Origin of the sequence: Streptomyces sp. CBMA156, from assembly GCF_014596515.1 — a bacterium.
Taxonomy (GTDB): domain Bacteria; phylum Actinomycetota; class Actinomycetes; order Streptomycetales; family Streptomycetaceae; genus Kitasatospora.
Window position 1 is genome coordinate 1 of record NZ_MSJQ01000394.1, and the last position, 5,609, is coordinate 5,609.

At 74.7% G+C, this 5,609-nt stretch carries 4 protein-coding genes; 1 reads left to right on the top strand and 3 read right to left on the bottom strand.

Annotated elements, in window-relative coordinates:
• The 3 genes from BU198_RS35005 to BU198_RS35015 all read right to left on the bottom strand — a co-directional run.
• Window positions 1-205, bottom strand: a 205-nt coding sequence (locus tag BU198_RS35005) for a biotin carboxylase N-terminal domain-containing protein (RefSeq protein ID WP_188300877.1), incomplete at its 3' end; no start/stop codon positions are given.
• A 13-nt stretch (window positions 206-218) separates the two neighbouring features.
• Window positions 219-1,817 (bottom strand): acyl-CoA carboxylase subunit beta, encoded by a 1,599-nt coding sequence (locus BU198_RS35010; RefSeq protein ID WP_188296295.1) that lies wholly within the window; start codon window positions 1,815-1,817, stop codon window positions 219-221.
• Complete coding sequence (locus tag BU198_RS35015; protein WP_411293163.1) at window positions 1,814-3,451, bottom strand: acyclic terpene utilization AtuA family protein; 1,638 nt, start codon at window positions 3,449-3,451, stop codon at window positions 1,814-1,816. The genes BU198_RS35010 and BU198_RS35015 overlap by 4 nt, the downstream gene beginning before the upstream one ends.
• A 460-nt stretch (window positions 3,452-3,911) precedes the next feature.
• Between BU198_RS35015 and BU198_RS35020 the strand changes: the two genes are divergently transcribed.
• On the top strand, window positions 3,912-5,609 hold a 1,698-nt coding region (locus BU198_RS35020; RefSeq protein ID WP_188300878.1), incomplete at its 3' end, for an ABC transporter ATP-binding protein.

A 5,609-nucleotide genomic window follows, 5' to 3' on the forward strand; every position in this document is an offset into this window, starting at 1 on the left:
CGGCGCGCAGGTAGGTGTCGGCGGGAGCGGCGCCGGGCAGCCGGACGGCGGCGTCGGCCTCGCGCACGTGCGGGGCGGCCGCGTCCGGGTCGGAGTGGACGGCGGTGGTCGCGATGCCGAGCTCCCGGCAGGTGCGGAAGACCCGGCGGGCGATCTCGCCCCGGTTTGCGACCAGCAGGTTGGTGATCGGAGTCCTGGAAGTCATCGTCGGGGTTCCCTCACAGTCGGAAGACGCCGTAGCCGCGCGCGCCCTCGACCGGCGCGTTGTGGACCGCGGACAGGCAGAGGCCGAGCACCGTGCGGGTGTCGCGCGGGTCGATCACGCCGTCGTCGTAGAGCCGGCCGGAGAGGAACACCGGCAGCGACTCGGCCTCGATCTGCTGCTCGACCATCGCGCGGACCGCCGCGTCCGCGTCCTCGTCGTACGGCCGGCCCTTCGCCGCGGCGGACTGCCGGGCGACGATCGACAGCACCCCGGCGAGCTGCTGCGGGCCCATCACCGCGGACTTGGCGCTCGGCCAGGAGAACAGGAAGCGCGGTTCGTACGCCCGGCCGCACATGCCGTAGTGCCCGGCGCCGTAGGAGGCGCCCATCAGCACCGACAGGTGCGGGACGGTGGAGTTGGCGACCGCGTTGATCATCATCGCGCCGTGCTTGATGATGCCGCCCTGCTCGTAGTCCTTGCCGACCATGTAGCCGGTGGTGTTGTGCAGGAAGAGCAGCGGGGTGTTCCGCTGGTTGGCCAGCTGGATGAACTGGGCGGCCTTCTGGGACTCCTGGCTGAACAGCACGCCCTGGGCGTTGGCCAGGATGCCGACCGGGTAGCCGTGGAGGCGGGCCCAGCCGGTGGCCAGGCTGGTGCCGTAGAGCGGCTTGAACTCGTCGAAGTCGGAGCCGTCGACGATCCTGGCGATCACCTCGCGCGGGTCGAAGGGCACCTTGAGGTCGCCGGGGACGATGCCCAGCAGCTCCTCCTCGTCGTACTCCGGCGGCCGGGCCAGCGGGTCAGGGCCGGGGCCGGGCCTGCGGTGGTCGAGCCGGGCGACGATCCGGCGGGCGATCCGCAGCGCGTCCGGCTCGTCCGCCGCGACGTGGTCGGCCAGTCCGGAGACGCGGGCGTGCATCTCGGCGCCGCCGAGCGACTCGTCGTCGGCCTCCTCGCCGGTGGCCATCCTCACCAGCGGCGGGCCGCCGAGGAAGACCTTGGCGCGCTCCTTGACCAGCACGGTGTGGTCGGACATGCCGGGCACGTAGGCGCCGCCGGCGGTGGAGTTGCCGAACACCACGGCCACCGTGGGGATGCCGGCGGCGGACAGCCGGGTGAGGTCGCGGAACAGGGCGCCGCCGGGGATGAAGATCTCCTTCTGGCTGGGCAGGTCGGCGCCGCCGGACTCGACCAGGCTGACCAGCGGAAGGCGGTTCCGCAGCGCGATCTCGTTGGCCCGCAGCGCCTTTCGCAGGGTCCACGGGTTGCTGGCGCCGCCGCGCACCGTCGGGTCGTTGGCGGTGATCACGCACTCGACGCCCTCGACCGTGCCGATGCCGGTGACCAGGGCCGCGCCGACCGGGTACTCGCTCCCCCAGGCGGCCAGCGGCGACAGCTCCAGGAACGGGGAGTCCTGGTCGACCAGCAGCTCGATCCGCTCGCGGGCGGGCAGTTTGCCGCGCTTGCGGTGGCGCTCCAGGTACGTGGGGCCGCCGCCCGCCAGCGCCTTGGCGTGCTCGGTGTCGAGGTCGGCGAGTTTGGCGAGCATCGCGGCCCGGTGCTCGGCGTGCTCCGGCCCGGCCGGGTCGACGCGGCTGGTCAGGACGGTCACAGCAGGACCTCCGGGATGTCGAGGTGGCGGGCCCGCAGCCACTCCCCGAGGGCCTTGGCCTGCGGGTCGAAGCGGTGCCGGGCGGCGACGCCCTCGCCGAGCAGGCCGGTGATGGTGAAGTTGACCGCGCGCAGGTTCGGCAGCAGGTGCCGGGTGACGGGCAACTCGGCTGTCTCGGGCAGCAGTTCGCGCAGCGCCTCGACGGTGAGGGCGTGCGCCAGCCAGCGCCAGCCGTCCTCGGAGCGGGCCCAGAGGCCGAGGTTGGCGTCGCCGCCCTTGTCGCCGCTGCGGGCGCCGGCCACCAGGCCGATCGGGGCCCGGCGGGTGGGGCCGGCCGGCAGCGGGTCGGGCAGTTCGGCGTCCACCGGGTGGGCCTGGGCGGTGACGGGCGGCGGCGGTACGGCGATCCGGCGGCCGTCCGGCAGGACGGCGGTGTGCTCGACGGCCTTGGCGTCGATGTGCGCGGTGCTGAACACCCCGTACGGCGCGCCCGGCCCCGGCGGGGCGGTGAGGTGGAAGCCCGGGTAGCCGGCCAGCCCCAACTCCACGGCCGCCTTGCCGAGTTCGCGCCCGACCCGGGCCGGGTCCGGATCCCGGGCGGCCAGCCGGAGCAGGGCGGAGGCGGCCTCCTCGGTCGGGGCGTCCGGGTGGTCGGTGCGGGCCAGTGTCCAGCGCAGTTCGGCGGGGCGGGAGCCGGGCGGCAGCGCGTCGGCGAACTGCCGCCGCACCAGGGCGGCCTTGGCCTCGATGTCCAGGCCGGTGAGGACGAACACCACCTCGTTGAGGTGGCCGCCGAGCCGGTTGAGGCCCGCCTTCAGGGTGGGCGGCGGGGCCTCGCCGCGCACGCCGTCGATCCGGACCCGGTCCTGGCCCTCCCCGGTGAGCCGCACGGTGTCCAGCCGGGCCGTGACGTCCGGCCCGAGGTAGTGCGATCCGCCGGTCTCGTACAGGAGTTGGGCGGTGACGGTGCCGATGGTGACGGCGCCGCCGGTGCCCGGGTGCTTGGTGATCACGCTGGAGCCGTCGGCGTGCAGTTCGGCGAGCGGGAAGCCCGGCCGGGTCACGTCGTGCTCGCGGAAGAAGGCGTAGTTGCCGCCGGTCGCCTGGGCGCCGCACTCCAGGACGTGCCCGGCCAGCACGGCTCCGGCCAGCGCGTCCAGGTCCTCCGGGGTCCAGCCGAAGCGGGCGATCCCGGGGCCGACGACCAGCGCCGCGTCCGTGACCCGGCCGGTCACCACCACGTCGGCGCCGCCCGCCAGGCAAGCCGCGACGCCGAACCCGCCGAGGTAGGCGTTGGCGGCCAGCAGGCCCTTCGGCAGGCCGAGTTCGGCCCGCCGCGGGAGCAGGTCGTCGCCCTCCACATGGGCGACGGACGCCTCGATGCCGAGCCGCCCGGCCAGGGCGCGCAGCTCCTCGGCGAGCCGGGCCGGGTTGAGGCCGCCCGCGTTGACCACGATCTTCACGTCGCGCTCGCGGGCCAGGCCGAGGCACTCCTCCATCTGCCGCAGGAAGGTCCTGGCGTAGCCGAGCGAGGGGTCCTTGAGGCGGTCGCGGGCGAGGATCAGCATGGTCAGCTCGGCCAGGTAGTCCCCGGTGAGCACGTCCAGCGGTCCGCCGGTGAGCATCTCCCGCATCGCGGCGAAGCGGTCCCCGTAGAACCCCGAGGCGTTGCCGATCCGCAGCACCGCGTCGTCGTGCGCCAATGCGCCTCCCCTGCCGGTGAGTTGGGCGTACCCTCGGACGGGTTGCGCCGGGCAGCAGCGTGGCACCGGCGACAGAAAAAAGCAATCACGCCTGCTTGTTTTCCCCCGGCGACCGCCCGGCCGTGCCTAGGGTGTGTCTTGTGGGTCTTGTCGGATCAGGGCGCGGCGTCGGGGTGCGTGCATCGCAAGGCGGAGGTGGGGGCACCTCCCGGCCGAAGGCTGGGGGCGGAGTCACTGCGGTGGGGGCACCTCCCGGCCGCCAGGCTGGGGGCCATTGGTGACCGACGACAACGCGGCGAGGTGCGTGCCCTGGGGGTACCTCCCGGCCGAAGGCTGGGGGAGCGTCGCGGACCCGGCAAAGATCCGCAAGACACACCCTAGGGTGGCGATCATGACGGACTCGTACGCCGATCCGGGCACTCCGGATCACCGAAGCGCGGCACGCTACCTGTGGTGGCTGACCATGAGTCAGCGCCGGCGGGTCGCGGGCGGTGCGCTGCTCGGCACCCTCTGGATGGTCTGCCTGATGCTGCCGCCGTACCTCATGCAGCGCGCGATCGACGACGGGCTCCAGCCGGGGAGGACCGGCGTCCTGGCCGGCTGGGTGGCCGCGCTGCTCGGCGTCGCGGTGCTCAACGCCTGGCTGGGCATCATGCGCCACCGCACCATGACCCGGGTGCGGATGGACGCCACCTTCCGGACGGTCAGGGTCGTGGTCGCGCACGCCACCCGGCTGGGGGCGGCCCTACCCCGGAAGGTCTCGGTCGGCGAGGTGGTCAGCATCGGGACGGGCGACGTCGCGCAGATCAGCCGGACGCTGACGATCACAGGACCGGGCGTCGGCGCCGTCATCGCCTACCTCGTGGCGGCCGCACTGCTGCTGTCGGTCTCCGTCCTGCTCGCCGTCGTCGTCCTGCTCGGGGTGCCGCTGCTCGCGCTGGTGATCGGGCCGCTGCTGGAGCGGCTCCAGGGCGCGGAGTCGCGGTACCGCGAGCAGCAGGGCGTGCTGACGGCCAGGATCGCGGACATCGTCGGCGGCATGCGCGTCCTCAACGGCATCGGCGGCAAGGAGCTGCTGGCCGGCCGCTACGCCGACGGTTCGCGGAGCCTGCGGGCCGAGGGCTACCGGGTCGGCGCCGTGACCAGCTGGATCCAGGCCCTCTCGGTCGGCCTGCCCGCCCTCTTCCTCGCCCTGGTGACGTGGCTGGCCGCCCGGATGGCCGCCGAGGGCAGCATCACGGTCGGCACGCTGGTCGCCGTCTACGGCTACGCCGCCGTCCTGGTGGTGCCGGTCGCCTCCTTCATCGAGGGCGGGTACGACCTCACCAGGGGCCTGGTGGCCGCCGGGCGGGTCGTCCGGGTGCTCGACCTGGCACCCGCCGTCGAGGACGCCGCGACCGTCCGCCCGGCTCCCGCCGCCCCGGCGGCCCTGCACGACCCCGACAGCGGCGTGGCGGTGGCCCCCGGGCGGCTGACCGCGATCGTCAGCGCCCGCCCGGCCGAGTCCGCCGCCGTGGTCGACCGGCTCGGCCGGTACACCGCGTCCGCCGCCACCTGGGGAGGCGTTCCGCTCGCGGACGTCGCCCTGGCCGAGGTCCGCGGCCGGATCGTGGTGGCGGACAACGACGCCGACCTCTTCTCCGGCCCGCTGCGCACGGTGGTCGGAGGCCGGACCGAGCACACCGACGCGTCCATCGCCCGGGCCGTCCGGGACGCCGCCGCACAGGACGTCGTGCAGGCACTGCCCGACGGTCTCGACACACCCGTCGAGGCCCGCGGCAGCAACCTCTCCGGGGGGCAGCGCCAGCGGCTGCGGCTCGTCCGCGCCCTGCTCGCCGACCCCGAGGTGCTGCTGCTGGTCGAGCCCACCTCCGCCGTCGACGCCCACACCGAGGCCGCCATGGCCGCCGGGCTGCACCGGGCCAGGGCCGGGCGCACCACCGCCCTCACCTCGACCTCCCCCGTCCTGCTGGAGCGGGCCGACACCGTCTGCTACCTCGCCGACGGCCGCCTGGTGGCCGCCGGCCCGCACCGGGCGCTGCTCGCGTCGGAGCCCGGCTACCGCGCGCTGGTGGCACGCGGCGGCGAC